Source organism: Pseudomonas defluvii (assembly GCF_001695625.1).
GTDB lineage: Bacteria > Pseudomonadota > Gammaproteobacteria > Pseudomonadales > Pseudomonadaceae > Aquipseudomonas > Aquipseudomonas defluvii.
Genome location: NZ_MBPN01000317.1, coordinates 1 through 581 on the forward strand (window position 1 = coordinate 1; position 581 = coordinate 581).

Genomic DNA, 581 nt, shown 5'->3' on the forward strand with positions numbered 1-581 from the left:
GGGTGGCTTTGCAACTGCGCTTCGATTTCCCCCAGCTCGATGCGGAAACCGCGAATTTTCACCTGCTGGTCGATACGCCCCAGGTATTCGAGGCTGCCATCGGACAGGCGCCGGGCCAGATCGCCGCTGCGGTACAGGCGTTGGCTGGCATCGAACGGGCTAGCAATGAAGCGTTCGCTGGTCAGTTCCGGGCGGTTCAGGTAGCCACGGGCCAAGCCGGCACCGCCAACGTACAGCTCGCCGGCAATGCCGACCGGTTGCGGGTTGAGGTCCGCGTCCAGCACGTGCAGGCTGAGGTCGGCCAATGGTCGGCCAATCGGGCTCGGCCCCTTATGTGAAAGGTCTCTCTCGGTGATTTCGCGGTAAGTCACGTGCACCGTGGTCTCGGTGATGCCGTACATGTTGATCAAGCGCGGCTGGCGATCGCCGTAGCGTTCGAACCACGGCCGCAGGCTTTCCAGTTCCAGGGCCTCGCCGCCAAAAATCACGTAACGCAGGCTCAACGGCGCCGTGTTTTTCTGCGCCAAAGGGATCAACTGACGGAACGCCGATGGCGTCTGGTTCAGCACCGTCACGCCCTC

1 protein-coding gene is annotated in these 581 nt (G+C 63.0%); it reads right to left on the reverse strand.

The window, feature by feature from the left end; genetic code table 11:
* The coding region (locus tag EKA13_RS27540) for an AMP-binding protein (RefSeq protein ID WP_141685689.1) at positions 1 to 581 on the reverse strand (581 nt) is incomplete at both ends.